This window comes from Pseudomonas sp. NFACC04-2, assembly GCF_900119265.1.
Taxonomy (GTDB): Bacteria; Pseudomonadota; Gammaproteobacteria; order Pseudomonadales; family Pseudomonadaceae; genus Aquipseudomonas; species Aquipseudomonas fluorescens_AA.
The window spans coordinates 36,703-51,096 of sequence record NZ_FPJC01000030.1 but is presented as its reverse complement, the minus strand read 5'-3'; the positions used below and the strand labels follow the sequence as shown (position 1 = coordinate 51,096).

The 14,394-nt window shown below is 61.6% G+C and carries 16 protein-coding genes; 8 read left to right on the top strand and 8 right to left on the bottom strand.

The window, feature by feature from the left end; all coding sequences use genetic code 11:
• Positions 1-161: 161 nt before the first annotated feature.
• Entirely contained in the window at positions 162-887 is a 726-nt protein-coding gene (locus BT125_RS26315; RefSeq protein WP_072411860.1) for a 4'-phosphopantetheinyl transferase family protein, read from the bottom strand.
• Between the two features lie 202 nt (positions 888-1,089).
• Positions 1,090-1,881, bottom strand: a complete 792-nt coding sequence (locus BT125_RS26310) for a dienelactone hydrolase family protein (RefSeq protein ID WP_072411858.1) — start codon at positions 1,879-1,881, stop codon at positions 1,090-1,092.
• 144 nt (positions 1,882-2,025) lie between these two features.
• Here BT125_RS26310 and BT125_RS26305 point away from each other — a divergent pair, with 144 nt between their 5' ends.
• From BT125_RS26305 to BT125_RS26295, 3 genes are all read left to right on the top strand, one after another.
• A complete protein-coding gene (locus BT125_RS26305; protein ID WP_072411856.1) occupies positions 2,026-2,625 on the top strand; it encodes a hypothetical protein in 600 nt (199 codons plus the stop codon).
• 105 nt (positions 2,626-2,730) lie between these two features.
• On the top strand, positions 2,731-3,408 hold the full coding sequence (locus BT125_RS26300) for a response regulator (protein WP_072411853.1): 678 nt from the start codon (positions 2,731-2,733) through the stop codon (positions 3,406-3,408).
• The gene (locus tag BT125_RS26295; RefSeq protein WP_072411851.1) at positions 3,405-4,751 is read left to right on the top strand and encodes an ATP-binding protein; all 1,347 of its coding nucleotides are present in this window, start codon (positions 3,405-3,407) and stop codon (positions 4,749-4,751) included. The genes BT125_RS26300 and BT125_RS26295 overlap by 4 nt, the downstream gene beginning before the upstream one ends.
• A gap of 165 nt (positions 4,752-4,916) precedes the next feature.
• Here the strand turns inward: BT125_RS26295 and BT125_RS26290 are convergent, their stop codons facing one another.
• On the bottom strand, positions 4,917-5,915 hold the full coding sequence (locus BT125_RS26290) for an AraC family transcriptional regulator (RefSeq protein ID WP_072411849.1): 999 nt from the start codon (positions 5,913-5,915) through the stop codon (positions 4,917-4,919).
• 332 nt (positions 5,916-6,247) lie between these two features.
• On the opposite strand from BT125_RS26290, the gene BT125_RS26285 reads away from it, so the two are divergent.
• Both BT125_RS26285 and BT125_RS26280 read left to right on the top strand, forming a co-directional pair.
• A complete protein-coding gene (locus BT125_RS26285) occupies positions 6,248-7,600 on the top strand; it encodes a dicarboxylate/amino acid:cation symporter (protein WP_072411847.1) in 1,353 nt (450 codons plus the stop codon).
• Between the two features lie 210 nt (positions 7,601-7,810).
• Positions 7,811-8,992 (top strand): CaiB/BaiF CoA transferase family protein, encoded by a 1,182-nt coding sequence (locus tag BT125_RS26280; protein ID WP_072411845.1) that lies wholly within the window; start codon positions 7,811-7,813, stop codon positions 8,990-8,992.
• Positions 8,993-9,034: 42 nt separating this feature from the next.
• Here the strand turns inward: BT125_RS26280 and BT125_RS26275 are convergent, their stop codons facing one another.
• Positions 9,035-9,529 carry a SprT family zinc-dependent metalloprotease gene (locus BT125_RS26275; protein ID WP_003204703.1) on the bottom strand — a complete coding sequence of 165 codons (495 nt, stop codon included), beginning with the start codon at positions 9,527-9,529 and terminating at the stop codon, positions 9,035-9,037.
• A gap of 148 nt (positions 9,530-9,677) precedes the next feature.
• Positions 9,678-10,280: a Yip1 family protein gene (locus tag BT125_RS26270; RefSeq protein ID WP_039591896.1), complete on the bottom strand. Its 603-nt coding sequence runs from the start codon at positions 10,278-10,280 to the stop codon at positions 9,678-9,680.
• Positions 10,281-10,663: 383 nt separating this feature from the next.
• On the opposite strand from BT125_RS26270, the gene ttcA reads away from it, so the two are divergent.
• Together ttcA and BT125_RS26260 are read left to right on the top strand one after the other, a co-directional pair.
• Positions 10,664-11,488 (top strand): tRNA 2-thiocytidine(32) synthetase TtcA, encoded by an 825-nt coding sequence (gene ttcA / locus BT125_RS26265; protein WP_003204698.1) that lies wholly within the window; start codon positions 10,664-10,666, stop codon positions 11,486-11,488.
• Positions 11,489-11,569: 81 nt separating this feature from the next.
• A complete protein-coding gene (locus tag BT125_RS26260; protein WP_072411843.1) occupies positions 11,570-12,244 on the top strand; it encodes a DNA-3-methyladenine glycosylase I in 675 nt (224 codons plus the stop codon).
• 87 nt (positions 12,245-12,331) lie between these two features.
• On the opposite strand, the gene BT125_RS26255 is transcribed toward BT125_RS26260, so the two are convergent.
• From BT125_RS26255 to arsC, 3 genes are read right to left on the bottom strand one after another with little or no spacing between them, the layout of a single operon-like run.
• Positions 12,332-12,757 carry a DUF2069 domain-containing protein gene (locus tag BT125_RS26255; RefSeq protein WP_072411841.1) on the bottom strand — a complete coding sequence of 142 codons (426 nt, stop codon included), beginning with the start codon at positions 12,755-12,757 and terminating at the stop codon, positions 12,332-12,334.
• Positions 12,750-13,355, bottom strand: a complete 606-nt coding sequence (gene wrbA / locus BT125_RS26250; protein WP_072411839.1) for an NAD(P)H:quinone oxidoreductase — start codon at positions 13,353-13,355, stop codon at positions 12,750-12,752. The genes BT125_RS26255 and wrbA overlap by 8 nt, the downstream gene beginning before the upstream one ends.
• Complete coding sequence (gene arsC, locus BT125_RS26245; RefSeq protein ID WP_072411837.1) at positions 13,352-13,705, bottom strand: arsenate reductase (glutaredoxin); 354 nt, start codon at positions 13,703-13,705, stop codon at positions 13,352-13,354. Before arsC ends, wrbA begins: the two co-directional genes overlap by 4 nt.
• Before the next feature lie 114 nt (positions 13,706-13,819).
• On the opposite strand from arsC, the gene BT125_RS26240 reads away from it, so the two are divergent.
• Positions 13,820-14,287, top strand: coding sequence for a TlpA disulfide reductase family protein (locus BT125_RS26240; protein WP_072411835.1), 468 nt, complete (start codon positions 13,820-13,822; stop codon positions 14,285-14,287).
• Positions 14,288-14,394: the final 107 nt, after the last annotated feature.

Sequence of the window (14,394 nt, the reverse complement as noted above, 5' to 3'; positions counted from 1 at the left end):
TGTGCCGAGTGGCATTCGCTCTGATGAAAAAACAGAGCGAATACCGGCCAAATTTAACGGTGCAGGGTTCCCCTGCAACATAGAATCTCCCACATGGGCATGCGTTCAACCTGTGGGAGCGAGCTTGCTCGCGATGAGGCACCTCCCAGACACTAAAAACCTCAGGCCCGGATCCCCACCAGGCTCAACAACTGCCCATCCTTCACCCCAAACTGTGCCTGCAGCTCACTGCCATGGCGCCATTCGGTCGACAGGTCCGTCAGCAAGCGCAGCCGCACCTGCCCGTCGTGTGTCCAGTCCAGCACCTCGGCATGCTCGAAATAAAAACGCTGCCTGACGATGGGGTACAGCGCCTTGAACAAGCTTTCCTTCACTGAAAAGGTCAGGGTCACCAGCAAGGCCTGGTCATCGCGCGTGAGCCGGGTCATGCGCTGCAATTCTGGCGAGGTGAGGATTTCACCGGCCAGGCGCTCGGCGCGCTCGGGGTCGAGCAGGTTTTCCACGTCCATGCCCAAGCCTTGCCAGTGGTCTTTTTTCGCGACGATGGCCGCTGCCCGGCCTGTGCTGTGGGTGATCGAGCCGCTGATATGGGCCGGCCACACCGGGGCGCGGTCTTCGCCGATGGCCGGCACGCAGGCCCGGCCGTCGAGCCGCTGTAATGCCGCCCGGGCGCAGATCCGCCCGGCCAGGAATTCTGCCTGACGCTTGGCCACCGAGCGCTGGATGCTCGCCGGTGGTTCGATGGCGCTGTCGGGAAAGTCATTGCCGGTCAGCAGCAGTGGATCAAAGCAGGTGCTCAACAGCACTGTATCGGACAGGGCTTCGGGCAACAGCCATTGATCATCCAGAGGCGTACAGCAGGCGGGCAGGTCGGGGAGTGCGTTCATGCCCGGCATTTTGCCGGGTTGGCTTGGGGCTGGGTAGTGGCGATGGAATTTTCCCTGCCGGGGCCGACCTGTAGGAGCTGCCGAAGGCTGCGATCTTTTGATCTTGATCTTTCGCTCTTGACTCAATTGGCAAGGGAAAGATCGCAGCCTCGTTGCACTCGTCAGCTCCTACAGGTGTGCACAAGAAATCTCTTACAAGGCGTCAGTCAAAAATTTTCTTGAAGAACTTCTGCATGTCCGCCCACGACTTCTCGTCGGCTTCCTTGTTATAGCCAATGTCCGGCCCGCCATGTTCGCCGTGGCTCAAACGGTCGGCGTCTGGGTTGCTGAAGCCGTGTTTGGCGCCTTCGAGGCTGACGAATTTATAGTCGGCGCCGGCCTTGTCCATCTCGCTCTTGAACGCGGTGACGTTGTCCTGGGTGACCATGCTGTCCAAGGCGCCATGCTCGACCAGTACCTTGGCCTTGACGCTGCCCGGGGTGGCCGGGGTGTTGGTCACCAGCGCACCGTGGAAGCTCACCACGCCGGCCAGCGGTACACCCTGGCGCGCCGCATCGAGCACCACCTTGCCGCCGAAGCAGTAGCCGATGGCGGCCAGTTTGTCCGGATCGGTCTGGGGTTGTTTTTTCAGCAGGTCCAACCCTGCCTGGAAGCGTGCGCTGGCGGCTTTGCCGTCCTTGAGTGCCGCCTGCATGAAGGCCAGGGCGTCCTTGGGGTGCTCGGTGTTCTTGCCGTCGCCGTACATGTCGATGGCCAGGGCGCTGTAGCCCAAGCCCGCGAGGTCACGGGCGCGGCGCTTGGCGTAATCGTTCAGCCCCCACCATTCGTGAACCACCACCACACCCGGGCGCGGGCCTTTGACGGCGTCGTCATAAGCGTAGTAACCGATCAGCTGGGTGCCATCGGCGCTGGTGTAGGGGAGCTCCTGGGTCTGGATGGCGGCGTGGCTCACGCCGCTCATGGCCAGAAGTACAACAGCAAGCAGCCTGCGCATGACGGATCTCCTTATGAAAGTAGTCCGCACAGATTAGCCGATTCATTCAGCGCAGGTTCAGAGAACGTTCAAGGGGTGTTCAGGCAGCGCTGGTTAACGTGACAGCGACTTCACACACCACCCATGCTTCAAAGGAGCTCGACCATGACCCAGATGAAAAAACTGTTGCTGGCTTTCACCGTGCTGGGCGCCAGCGCCTTGGTCCACGCCGATGACAACTTCGCCAGCCTGACCCTCGGTCAGACCAGCGACAAGGTCAAGAAATCCGACGCCCTGGATGCCAACCTGAACCACCCGAACGCCGACGGCATCATCGGCAAGGACACCACGTATGGCCTGCGCCTGGGCAAGCAGAACGACCAGGGCCGCTACTACGCCACGTACGACAACGTCTCGGGCACCCACAACGGCATCAAGCTGCGCCAGGAAAACCTGCTGGGCAGCTACGATGTGTTCCTTCCGGTCACCAGCACGACCAAACTGTTCGGTGGCGGCACGGCGGGCCTGACCAAGCTGACCCAGGATTCTCCCGGTTTCAGCCGCGACAGCGACATCGGCTACGCGGTAGGCCTGCAGGGCGGTGTGCTGCAACAAATTTCGCAAAACACCTCGGTTGAACTGGGTTACCGTTACCTGCGCAGCAACGCCAGCACCGAGATGAGCCCGCACGGTGGTGGCAAGGTCGGTTCGCTGGACCTGACCAGCAGCGCCCAGACCTACCTGTCCGCCAACTACACGTTCTAAGCGGGCCAGGGTGAGTGTATCCAGCCGGATCGGTCGAAGACGATCCGGCGCCTTTCGTTGAGGTGCGCCGCGCGCGATTGTTTGATTTGCCTGGGGAGAGGCTCCATGAAATTACTGGTCGTCGAAGACGAAGCGCTGTTGCGTCATCACCTGCAAACCCGTCTCACTGACAGCGGCCATGTGGTGCAGGCCGTGGCCAATGCCGAAGAAGCCTTGTATCAGGTTCGCGAATTCAACCATGACCTGGCGGTGATCGACCTGGGTTTGCCGGGCATCAGCGGCCTGGAACTGATCCGCCGGCTGCGCTCGCAGGATAAGACGTTTCCGATCCTGATCCTGACCGCCCGTGGCAACTGGCAGGACAAGGTCGAGGGCCTGGCCGCCGGTGCCGACGACTATGTGGTCAAGCCGTTCCAGTTCGAAGAACTGGAGGCCCGGTTGAACGCCTTGTTGCGGCGCTCCAGCGGCTTTACCCAATCGACCATCGTCGCCGGGCCGTTGCTGCTGGACCTCAATCGCAAGCAGGCCGTTCTCGATGACGAGCCGCTGGCGCTGACCGCCTACGAATACCGCATCCTCGAATACTTGATGCGCCATCACCAGCAGGTGGTGGCCAAGGACCGCTTGATGGAGCAGCTTTATCCCGATGATGACGAGCGCGATCCCAATGTCATCGAAGTGCTGATAGGGCGCCTGCGCCGCAAACTGGAAGCCCCCGCCGGCTTCAAGCCCATCGACACCGTGCGCGGGTTGGGTTACCTGTTCAACGAGCGCTGCCAGTGATTCGTTCGCTTCGGCTGCGGCTGATGCTGGCCGCGATGACCCTGGCGGTGCTATTCATGCTGGCCTTGTTGCCGGCCATGCAAGGCGCCTTCAGCCTGGCGTTGCAGGAATCCCTCGAGCAACGCCTGGCCTCGGACGTGACCACGCTGATTTCCGCCGCCCGGGTGGAAAACAACCGCTTGAAGATGCCGACGCAGTTGCCCGATGAGCGCTTCAACCTCGCCGATGCCCGCCTGCTGGGGGACATCTATGATCGTGAGGGGCGGTTGGTCTGGCGGTCGAAGGCCACCCAGGAAGAAAACATCAATTACACGCCGCGCTATGACGGCCAGGGCAACCAGTTCGCCCGCATTCGCGAAAACGACGGCCAGGAGTTTTTTGTCTATGACGTCGAGATCAAGTTGCTCGGCGGCCAGAACGCGGCCTTCAGTATCGTTACCTTACAACCGGTACGCGACTACGAAGTGACCTTGCAGGGGCTGCGGGACAATCTCTACCTGGGTTTTGGCGCGGCGCTGGCGGTGTTGCTGGCGCTGTTGTGGATCGGCCTGACCTGGGGCCTGCGTGCGTTGCGGCGCCTGAGCCAGGAGCTGGACGAAATCGAAAGCGGCGCCCGGGAAAGCCTCAGTACCGAGCACCCCCGGGAACTGTTGCGCCTGACCGGTTCCCTCAATCGCTTGCTCCACAGCGAGCGGGAGCAGCGCAGCCGTTACCGTGATTCCCTCGATGACCTGGCCCACAGCCTGAAAACCCCGCTGGCGGTGTTGCAAGGCGTCAGCGAGGACATGGCCCGGCGCCCCGAGGACCGTGGCCAGGCCTGGGTGCTGCAAACCCAGATCGAACGCATGAGCCAGCAGATCGGCTACCAGTTGCAGCGCGCCAGCTTGCGCAAAAGCGGGTTGGTGCGCCACCAGGTGCGCTTGCACCCGGTGCTGCAAAGTCTGTGCGACACGTTGGACAAGGTCTATCGCGACAAGCGGGTCAATGTGAGTTTCGATCTGCCGGAGCACTGCCAGGTGCCGATCGAACAGGGCGCCTTGCTGGAGATGCTCGGCAACCTGCTGGAGAACGCCTATCGACTGTGCCTGGGCGAGGTGCGCGTCAGCGTGCACCAGACCCTCGGCGGCACGGAGTTGAGCGTCGAGGACGATGGGCCGGGCGTGCCGCCGGATCAACGTGCGCGGATCCTCCAACGGGGCGAACGGCTGGACCGTCAGCATCCGGGGCAGGGCATTGGCCTGGCGGTGGTCAAGGACATCATCGAAAGTTACGGCGCCCGGTTGACCCTGGGGGATTCAGAGCTGGGCGGGGCGGCGTTCCGGATTCATTTTCCGGTGGTTTGACTGAAGTTTTTCGCTGTGTCGGCGGGGCGCCCTGTGGCGAGGGAGCTTGCTCCCGCTCGAGTGCGCAGCGCTCGCAAGTTCTTGGGGCCGCTTCGCAGCCCAGCGGGAGCAAGCTCCCTCGCCACAGGGGCCGGCAGGCTCCCCACAGAAGTTGGGTGTCACCACTCAGTTCTCCAACTCCCTGTAGGCCCCCGGCGTCAGCCCCGTCCACTTCTTGAACGCCCGGTGAAACGCCGACGGTTCGGAGAAACCCAACTGCTCGGCAATCTGCTGCAACGACAAATCCGCACGCCCCAAGTGGTAGATGGCGATATCCCGCCGCAGCTGATCCTTGAGTTCCTGGAAGCTGGTGCCTTCCTCCCGCAGATGCCGGCGCAAGGTTTGCGGGCTGATGTGCAAGTGAGCGGCGACGGTGTCCAGGTCGGGCCAGTGTGCCGTGTCGCGGCTGAGCAGGCGGCGCAGTTGGCTGCTCAGGCTGTGGCCATCGTCCGGGCGTGACAGCAGGTCGGCGGGGGAGTGTTCGAGGAAATGCTTGAGGGTACGCTCGTCCTGCAACAGCGGCATGTCCAGGTAGCGGCTGTGGAACAGCAGGCTGCTGGCGGGCGCGTCGAACACCAGCGGGTAGGGGAACAATAAGTCGTATTCGGCCCCGTGGGCAGGCTTGGCATAGCCGAAAGTCACCTGCTCCAGGCCTATCCGCTGGCCGATCAGCCAACTGGCGAGGCGATGCCAGACCACCAGCAGGCTTTCAGTCAGGAAGTGATCGGGATCCCACAACGTCGAGTCGTCCAGCACCAGCCGCACCCGTTCGCCTTCGGTTTCCAGCGTCAGGCGTGGGGCGTCGGGGAACAAGCTGTAGAACAACAAGCCGCGCTGAAGGGCCTTGCCCAGGGTCCGACAGTGGATCGACGCGTGACACATCATGGCAAACGTCCCGGGTTTACTCGCCGCCCGGCCGAATCCCAGGTATTCGTCCTCCATTGCCAGCCACAACGCTTGTAACAGGTGGGCGAACTGCTCCGGCGCAATTCGTGCGCGCGGCTCATCCAAAAGCTCGGGGCTGATGCCCAGCTGTTGCAGCAAAGGCAAATAATCGAAGCCTTGCCGACGTGCGCCGCCCAGGGCTGCGCGGGCGAAGTGGCTGGCGATCGTGCGTTGGCGCATGGCAGAAATCCGTCCGTTAAGCGGGCGAATGGTAACAGGGGCTTGAGGCGGGACAAGGCGGATATCCGCCAAATCCCGGAACGCGGGATGGTCCGCAGGCGGAAATCCGCCACTTATACGCCGCGTTTAGTCGCGTATGGAAACCGCAAGCCCGTCTGCTATACCGGGTGTAGGGCATTTCGCAAAAATGGCACGCGCTTTGCGATGCGTTGGGTAGGTCTGCCCCGTGCAGCCGAAAAAAACAAATCCCTCCAGTGCAGGAGGGTTCGCAATTGAGGTGCCGTGGACGACAGGTGGAAGTCGTCATGCGGGACTCTTGAGGAAGGTTTGCCATGACGACTCGTCAGCCACTGTACAAATCCCTGTATTTCCAGGTGATCGTAGCCATTGCCATCGGCATTTTGCTCGGCCACTTCTACCCGCAGACCGGTGTTGCCCTCAAGCCATTCGGCGACGGGTTCATCAAACTGATCAAAATGGTCATCGCCCCCATCATCTTCTGTACCGTCGTCAGTGGTATCGGCGGCATGCAGAACATGAAATCGGTGGGCAAGACCGGCGGCTACGCGCTGCTGTACTTCGAAATCGTTTCCACCATTGCCCTGCTGATCGGTCTGGTGGTGGTCAACGTCGTGCAACCGGGCGCCGGCATGCACATTGACGTATCGACCCTGGACACCAGCAAGATCGCCGGTTTCATCTCGGCCAGTAAAGACCAGAGCATCGTCGCCTTCATCCTCAACGTGATCCCGAACACCATCGTCGGCGCGTTCGCCAACGGCGACATCCTGCAAGTGCTGATGTTCTCGGTGCTCTTCGGCTTCGCCCTGCATCGCCTGGGTGCCTACGGCAAGCCGGTGCTGGACTTCATCGATCGCTTCGCCCACGTGATGTTCATCATCATCAACATGATCATGAAGCTGGCTCCACTGGGTGCATTCGGTGCCATGGCCTTCACCATCGGTGCCTACGGTGTCGGTTCGCTGGTGCAACTGGGCCAGTTGATGATCTGCTTCTACATCACTTGCGTGGTGTTCGTGCTGGTGGTGTTGGGCGCCATCTGCCGCGCCCACGGCTTCAGCGTCATCAAGCTGATCCGTTACATCCGTGAAGAACTGTTGATCGTGCTGGGTACTTCCTCCTCGGAATCGGCCCTGCCGCGCATGCTGATCAAGATGGAGCGCCTGGGTGCCAAGAAATCTGTCGTAGGCCTGGTGATCCCGACTGGCTACTCGTTCAACCTCGACGGTACTTCGATCTACCTGACCATGGCGGCGGTGTTCATTGCCCAGGCCACCGATACCCCGATGGACCTGACCCACCAGATCACCCTGCTGCTGGTGCTGTTGTTGTCGTCCAAAGGTGCTGCTGGCGTGACCGGTAGCGGCTTCATCGTACTGGCGGCCACCCTGTCGGCCGTAGGTCACCTGCCGGTGGCCGGCCTGGCGCTGATCCTGGGTATCGACCGCTTCATGTCCGAAGCTCGCGCCCTGACCAACCTGGTGGGCAACGCCGTTGCCACCATCGTGGTTGCCAAGTGGGTCAAGGAGCTGGACGAAGACCAGCTGCAGACCGAGCTGGCTTCCGGTGGTCGCGGTATCTCCGACGTTCGTGAAGATGACGAGCAGATCGCGGCGGCGCAGATTGCAGCGGCTGAGACCTCTGCTCCAGGCACTGTGAAGTAATCTTCAGGCTGCAATGAAAAACCCGCTTCGGCGGGTTTTTTTATTGGAAGAACGCTTCAGTCGAGGAGGCTTCTGTGGTGAGGGTGCGAGCGCCCTCACCATAAGAGCGCTCACGCTGAGCGCAATGGTCATCCAGGCTGGCACCTGCGGTAATTGCCCCACCGCCAGTCCCTGCCTAGTCTCTAACCATCCCCCCTTCGGAGATCACTCATGCAAGGCCCACTGGCATCGCTCAAGGTTCTGGATTTCTCGACCCTGTTGCCTGGCCCGTTCGCCTCGCTGTTGCTGGCGGACATGGGGGCCGAGGTGTTGCGCATCGAGTCGCCGACCCGTCAGGACTTGCTACGGGTACTGCCGCCCCATGACCAGGGCGTATCGGCCAGCCACGCCTACCTCAACCGCAACAAGCGCAGCCTGGCCCTGGACCTCAAGCGGCCGGAAGCGTTGGAGGTGATCACGCAGTTGCTGGGGGACTACGACATCCTGCTGGAACAGTTCCGCCCCGGCGTGATGGAGCGGCTGGGCCTGGGATACGAAGCCTTGAAAGCCATCAATTCGCGGCTGATCTACGTGTCGATCACCGGCTACGGTCAGACCGGCCCTTATAAGGATCGCGCCGGCCACGACATCAATTACCTGGCCCTGGCGGGACTGGCCAGCCACACCGGCCGTGCCGATAGCGGGCCGTTGCCGCTGGGTATTCAGGCGGCGGATATCGCCGGTGGTTCATTGCACGGGGTGATCGGACTGTTGGCGGCGGTCATCGCCCGCCAGCAGACCGGTCAGGGCCAGCATCTGGACGTGAGCATGACTGACTGCGCGTTCAGCCTCAACGCCATGGCCGGTGCCGGTTACCTGGCTTGCGGTGTGGGGCCGGGTTGGGAGAACCAGATGCTCAACGGCGGCAGCTTCTACGACTATTACCGTACCCGCGATGGTCGCTGGATGTCGGTAGGCAGCCTGGAGCCGGCCTTCATGCAGGCGCTGTGCGAGGCTTTGGGGCGCCCGGAACTGGCAACCCAGGGACTGTCGCCCAAGCCTGAACAGCAACACGCCCTGAAGCAGGCACTGCAAACCGAGTTCGAAAAGCATGATTTTGCCGAGCTTTGCCAACTGTTTGCCGGGATCGATGCCTGCGTCGAGCCGGTGCTGAGCCTGGAGGAAGCTGTCCGGCATCCGCAGTTACAGGCTCGGGAACTGGTGAAACAGGTGCCCCGGGGGGATGGTTCGAGCCAGGCGCAAATGGCCTGTCCGTTGCGGTTTTCGGAGGGGCTGCCTGAACCTCGCCATATCGGCGTGGGGCTGGGGGCGCATACGGATCAGGTGTTGGGGGCGTTGGGGTTCAGTGCGCAGCGGATTGCCGAATTGCGCAGGAGCGGGGTGATTTTGTAGAGCGACAAGGCCGCCATCGCGAGCCCAGCCACTACAAGAGCATCACTCCACCCGCGTTTCCCCACTGAACACCAAGGTATTGCGACAGCTACGGCACAAATACCGCCGGCCCTGGCGTACCAGACTGTGGCGCTGGGCCGAGAATGGGAAGTCGCTGCCATCGCAAGGGCACTTGTAGATGTAGCGGGTCACGCTGCGGCGTTTGATTTCGTAGGTGTGGCAACGGTTGGGTGGCAGTTCGTACACGCCGCGCATGATCAGTTGCCATTCTTCGCCATGGGGCTGGATGCGTTCGCCAAACAGTTGGTGGGCGATCAGGTGCGCGACTTCGTGGGCGACGGTCTGCTTGAGGAAGTCTTCGGCGTTTTCCCGGTACAACTGTGGGTTGAAGCGCAGCAGGTTTTCATGCAGGTGCGCGACACCGGCCTTCTGGCCACGCAATTTGAAGCTGACCACCGGGCGTTTGAAAGGACGTTTGAAAAAGGATTCGGCTTGTTGGTAACACTCTTCGACGCGGGTATTGAGTTGCTCGAGCATGCTTTACGGGTCTCCAGAAGCCCGAGTATGCCGCAAGCGTCGACCGTTGCGAATCGCCCAGGCGCCCAGTGGTCGTTTCAAACACAGGAAGGCCGCCTTGCGGCGGCCTGTGTTGGCAGATCCTGCTTTTTTATTGGAGGGCACTACTTCAATTGGTATAGACCGGGCCGACGCCCAGCCCCCAGACGATCACCGTGAACGCCATGATGGCCACCAGCACCACCAGGCCGACCGCGAGCACCGAACTGGAAAACAGAAAACCTTCGTCCTGGGGAATGTTCATGAACGTTGGCAGGCCTACATACAACAGATAGACGGTGTAGCAGATTGCCGCCGTGCCGACGATCATCCCCAGCCACATGTGCGGGTAGAGCGCCGCCAGGCCGCCGATGAACAGAGGTGTCGCGGTGTAGGTGGCGAACGCGACGCAACGGGCCAGGCTCGGATTGGCATCGTAGGTGCGGGCCATCCAGTGGATGAAGGCACCCATTACCGCCACGCCTCCCAACATGGCCAGGTACGACATGATGGTCATCCATAGCGCGCTTTCCTGGGTGAGCATGACCGGTGGACGATTGCCGATGACCCATCCCACCTGCGTGGTGCCGATGAACGCCGAAACCGCGGGAATGGCCGCCAGGATCAGCGTGTGGGTGAGGTACATGTGGCTGATGCTTTCCTCCTGATCGCCACGGATTTCTTTCCATTCTTGATCAGGGTGGGTAAAGAGCCCCACGACATGATGGATCATAGTCAGTCACTCCTTTGTTATTGCCATCGCCCCCCAACGGAGCGCCTACGGGCCAAACGGCCAAGTAAGTAAAGGTCTGGATATGTGTGCGACCTTATGTCGCAGTATAGAAAGGAGTTACCCCGAGGGGGATGGGGGGCTTAGAGCAAATCGCGCTGTAGAAGGGAACGTTAATCGCTGATAAGTCTGTGCACCGCTCTGGCTGGCAGAATTCATCTGTGGCGAGGGAGCTTGCTCCCGCTCGAGTGCGCAGCGCTCGCAGATTTAGGGGCTGCTTGGCACCCCAGCGGGAGCAAGCTCCCTCGCCACAGAGGGGCGGTGCCATACGGGAGGTTTTTTGCGTAAAATGCCGGCCTTTCGTCACACCTCACGGATTTCGCGTCATGGGCACTCTTACGGTCAACCAGAACAAACTGCAAAAGCGCCTGCGCCGCCAGGCCGGTGAGGCGGTCGCCGATTTCAACATGATCGAGGACGGCGACAAGGTCATGGTCTGCCTGTCCGGCGGCAAGGACAGCTACACCTTGCTCGATGTGCTGATGCATTTGCAGAAGGTTGCACCGATCAAGTTCGACATCGTCGCGGTGAACATGGACCAGAAGCAGCCCGGGTTCCCCGAGCATGTGCTGCCGGCCTACCTCGAGTCGCTGGGCGTGGAATACCACATCGTCGAAAAAGACACCTATTCGGTGGTCAAGGAACTGATTCCCGAAGGCAAGACCACCTGTTCGCTGTGCTCGCGCCTGCGGCGCGGAACGCTCTACACCTTTGCCGACGAGATCGGTGCGACCAAGATGGCCCTGGGTCACCATCGCGACGACATCGTCGAGACCTTCTTCCTGAACATGTTCTACAACGGTTCACTCAAGGCCATGCCGCCCAAGCTGCGGGCCGATGACGGGCGCAACGTGGTGATCCGCCCGCTGGCCTATTGCAGCGAGAAAGACATCCAGGCCTATTCGGATTTCAAACAGTTCCCGATCATCCCCTGCAACCTGTGCGGCTCCCAGGAAAACCTGCAACGCCAGGTGGTCAAGGAGATGCTCCAGGAATGGGAACGCAAGACCCCGGGCCGTACCGAGAGCATTTTCCGTGGATTGCAGAACGTCATTCCGTCGCAACTGGCGGACCGCAACCTGTTCGACTTCACCAACCTGCGCATCGATGAAAACGCCACGCCGCGGTTCGTCAACGTGGTGAACCTCTGACGGCGCCAACCGCTCTATTCACGGCGCCAATGGCTATAAGGGCCACTGGCGCCGTTTTCATTTCCGACCCCAGGAGAGGGCATGCGCGATTACAAGTGGCTGCACGAGTATTGTCTGAACCGCTTCGGTTCGGCGGCTGAACTGGAAGCCCACCTGCCGGTTCCCAAGACCCCGGCGCAACTGCGCAAGATCGGCGACGACCGCTACCTTTCGGCCATGGCGCTGCGGGTGTTCCGCGCCGGGCTCAAGCACAGCCTGGTGGACGCCAAGTGGCCGGCGTTCGAAGAGGTGTTCTTCAAGTTCGATCCGGAGAAAGTCGTGCTGATGAGCGCCGAGCACCTGGAGCGGTTGATGCAGGACGCGCGGATCATCCGCCATCTGGGCAAGCTCAAGAGCGTACCGCGCAACGCGCAACTGATATTGGACGTGGCCCACGAAAAGGGCAGCTTCGCCGCACTGGTCGCCGACTGGCCAGTGACCGACATCGTCGGTCTGTGGACGTACCTGAAAAAACGCGGCCATCAACTGGGCGGCCTGTCGGCGCCGCGCTTCTTGCGGATGATGGGCAAGGACACCTTCGTGCCCAGTTATGACGTGGTGGCCGCGCTCAATGCCCAGGACATCATCGACAAAGTCCCCACCAGCCAGCGGGACCTGGCGACGGTGCAGAATGCCTTCAACCAGTGGCATGAAGAGAGCGGGGGAAGGCCCATGAGCCAGATATCGATGATGCTGGCGTATACCGTGAATCATTGAGACCGCGTTGCGGCCATCGCGAGCAAGCTCGCTCCCACAGGGACTCGATGGCACCCTGTGGGAGCGAGCTTGCTCGCGATAGCGGTATCAGGCGACGGAGATCTCGCCTTCCCCCGCCAACCGCCGGTTCAACTGGAACCGCCAGCGCACATACAGTAAGGCCGAGCAGAACACCGCCACGCTCGCCGCCATTTCCAGCACGCCGAACAGCTGACGGTTCGGGTCATAGGCCGCCAGTGCGCCTTTGATGAAGTACAGGTTCACCACGAAGCACATCCATGAGTGTCCACGGGCGCTGCCGCTGAGCATGCCGGGCGCGAGTATCAACAGCGGCACCAGTTCGATCAGCAGAATCACCCAGGGCCGCGCGCCGTGCAGGTCGGCGATCAGCAGGTAGTAGGCGCTGAGCAACCCCACCAGGCCGAAAAAGCACAGCAGGCTGAGGACGCGGGCCAGGCGTACGCGCGGTTCGAGCCAATGGATGGAAGGCAGGATCTTCGGCTTCTTAGCCACGGCCGTTCTCCAGCAGCAGGGCGGTTTTCGCCAGGCGCAAACCCAAGGCGCGGCACAGGGCGACTTCATGTTCGTTCAAGCCGCTTTTACCGTCGGCCCCGGCATGATGGCTCGGACCGTAGGGCGTGCCGCCGCCCTGGGTGTCGATCAGGGCCGATTCGCTGTAGGGCAGGCCGGTGATCAGCATGCCGTGGTGCAACAGCGGCAGCATCATCGACAGCAGGGTGGTTTCCTGGCCGCCGTGCAGGCTCGCGGTGGAGGTGAACACCCCGGCCGGTTTGCCTACCAGTGCGCCGGTCAGCCACAGGTTGCTGGTGCCGTCGAGAAAGTACTTGAGCGGCGCAGCCATGTTGCCGAACCGAGTCGGGCTGCCCAAGGCCAGGCCGGCGCAGTTTTTCAGGTCATCGAGGCTGGCGTAGAGCGGGCCTTGCTCAGGGATGTCCGGGGCAACCGCTTCGCACTCGGCGGAAATCGCCGGCACCGTACGCAGCCTGGCTTCCAGCCCGGCCTGTTCGACACCACGGGCGATCTGCCGGGCCATTTCGTTGGTGGAGCCGCTGCGGCTGTAATACAGCACCAGGATGTACGGCGTGGTCACGGCAGGATCTCCAGAATCTTCTCCGGCGGACGGCCGATCACGGCCTTTTCACCGGCTTCCAGAATCGGCCGTTCCATGAGTTTCGGGTGGGCGGCGATGGCCGCGATCAACTGGGCCTGGCTCAGGCTTTCGTCGGCCAGGTTCAGGTCTTTGTATTCATCCTCGCCGGTGCGCAGCAATTGCCGGGCGGTGATGCCGAGCTTGCCCAGCAGGCGTTCCAGTTGCGCGGCGTCGAGCGGGGTTTCCAGGTAGCGGACTACGGTGGGTGTCAGGCCGCGGGCCTCCAACAGTTCCAGCGCACCGCGGGATTTCGAACAGCGCGGGTTGTGATAAAGCGTCAGATCGGTCATGAGCGGGTCGCATCTTGCGTAAGGTGGCGACTATTCTACTGTGCCGCGAAGTCCCTAGCACCTTAGAGAGGCGACGGGTCGCAGCAGCGTTCACACTCAGATAGGGATTGACACATGGCAAGGCGATTGATGGCGGCACTGACATTCATGGGCATCCTGTTGCTTGCTGGTTGCGGAAACGACTACGGAGTGGACCAGAACGGCCAGGCCATCGACTCGCAGCGGCTGGACAAACAATGGCTGGTGCTCAACTACTGGGCGGAATGGTGTGCGCCGTGCCGCACCGAAATCCCGGAATTCAATGCCTTGGCCGAACAGCTCAAGGGCCGCAACGTCGGTGTATTCGGGGTCAATTTCGACCAGGTGCAGGGCGAAGAACTCAAGAGCGCCAGCGACAAGATGGGGATTCGCTTCACGGTGCTGGCCCGGGATCCGGCCGAGATCTTCGACCTGCCTCGCAGTGAAGGCTTGCCGGTGACTTACATCATCGATAACCGGGGCAAGGTGCGCGAACAGTTGCTGGGGGAGCAGACGGCGGCGGGGGTAATGGCCAAGCTTGAGGCGTTGCAGGCGTTCAAATAACCCACTTGTGGTTGAGGGCTTCGTGTGTGGCGAGGGAGCTGGCTCCCGTTGGACTGCGCAGCAGGCCCCTGCATTCTGCCTGAAACATCAAAGTGACAGGTGCATCC

Excerpts from the sequence above, each read along its gene's own strand:
- BT125_RS26315 (WP_072411860.1), bottom strand. The coding sequence starts at position 887 with ATGAACGCACTCCCCGACCTGCCCGCCTGCTGTACGCCTCTGGATGAT.
- BT125_RS26310 (WP_072411858.1), bottom strand. The coding sequence starts at position 1,881 with ATGCGCAGGCTGCTTGCTGTTGTACTTCTGGCCATGAGCGGCGTGAGC.
- BT125_RS26305 (WP_072411856.1), top strand. The coding sequence starts at position 2,026 with ATGACCCAGATGAAAAAACTGTTGCTGGCTTTCACCGTGCTGGGCGCC.
- BT125_RS26300 (WP_072411853.1), top strand. The coding sequence starts at position 2,731 with ATGAAATTACTGGTCGTCGAAGACGAAGCGCTGTTGCGTCATCACCTG.
- BT125_RS26290 (WP_072411849.1), bottom strand. The coding sequence starts at position 5,915 with ATGCGCCAACGCACGATCGCCAGCCACTTCGCCCGCGCAGCCCTGGGC.
- BT125_RS26285 (WP_072411847.1), top strand. The coding sequence starts at position 6,248 with ATGACGACTCGTCAGCCACTGTACAAATCCCTGTATTTCCAGGTGATC.
- BT125_RS26280 (WP_072411845.1), top strand. The coding sequence starts at position 7,811 with ATGCAAGGCCCACTGGCATCGCTCAAGGTTCTGGATTTCTCGACCCTG.
- BT125_RS26275 (WP_003204703.1), bottom strand. The coding sequence starts at position 9,529 with ATGCTCGAGCAACTCAATACCCGCGTCGAAGAGTGTTACCAACAAGCC.
- BT125_RS26270 (WP_039591896.1), bottom strand. The coding sequence starts at position 10,280 with ATGATCCATCATGTCGTGGGGCTCTTTACCCACCCTGATCAAGAATGG.
- ttcA (WP_003204698.1), top strand. The coding sequence starts at position 10,664 with ATGGGCACTCTTACGGTCAACCAGAACAAACTGCAAAAGCGCCTGCGC.
- BT125_RS26260 (WP_072411843.1), top strand. The coding sequence starts at position 11,570 with ATGCGCGATTACAAGTGGCTGCACGAGTATTGTCTGAACCGCTTCGGT.
- arsC (WP_072411837.1), bottom strand. The coding sequence starts at position 13,705 with ATGACCGATCTGACGCTTTATCACAACCCGCGCTGTTCGAAATCCCGC.
- BT125_RS26240 (WP_072411835.1), top strand. The coding sequence starts at position 13,820 with ATGGCAAGGCGATTGATGGCGGCACTGACATTCATGGGCATCCTGTTG.